This window comes from Streptococcus sp. HMSC064H09 (genome assembly GCF_001812625.1).
In the GTDB taxonomy this organism is placed as follows: Bacteria; Bacillota; Bacilli; order Lactobacillales; family Streptococcaceae; genus Streptococcus.
This window is the reverse complement of record NZ_KV809574.1, coordinates 1-356: the sequence shown is the minus strand read 5'-3', so window position 1 is coordinate 356 and position 356 is coordinate 1. Positions and strand designations below refer to the sequence as shown.

Sequence of the window (356 nt, the reverse complement as noted above, 5' to 3'; positions counted from 1 at the left end):
TCTACAGACATCCAAGGTCAAACTCAAACAGGTACACCAAGCTTCACACCTGGTAACCCTGCAATCCCAATGGATGATGATGTACCAGCAACCTTTGAAGATGGCTCAACAACTAAAGTTATTCCAGGAGAAGGTACTTACACTGTAGCTCCTGATGGCACAGTAACTTTCGTACCAGAAAAATCATTTACTGGAACAGGAACAGGCGTAACTGTGAAACGTGTGGATAAGAACGGAACTGAAATCACAGCTAAGTACACACCAACAGTAACTCCTGTAACACCGACAGCGACACCAGTTGAAACAACAGGTAAACAAGGTCAAACCCAAACAGGTAAGCCTGAATTTACTGAAGG

Annotated in this window: 1 protein-coding gene; it reads left to right on the top strand. The window is 43.8% G+C overall.

The window, feature by feature from the left end; translation table 11 throughout:
• The coding region (locus HMPREF2867_RS04140; RefSeq protein ID WP_256263059.1) for a hypothetical protein at positions 1-356 on the top strand (356 nt) is incomplete at both ends.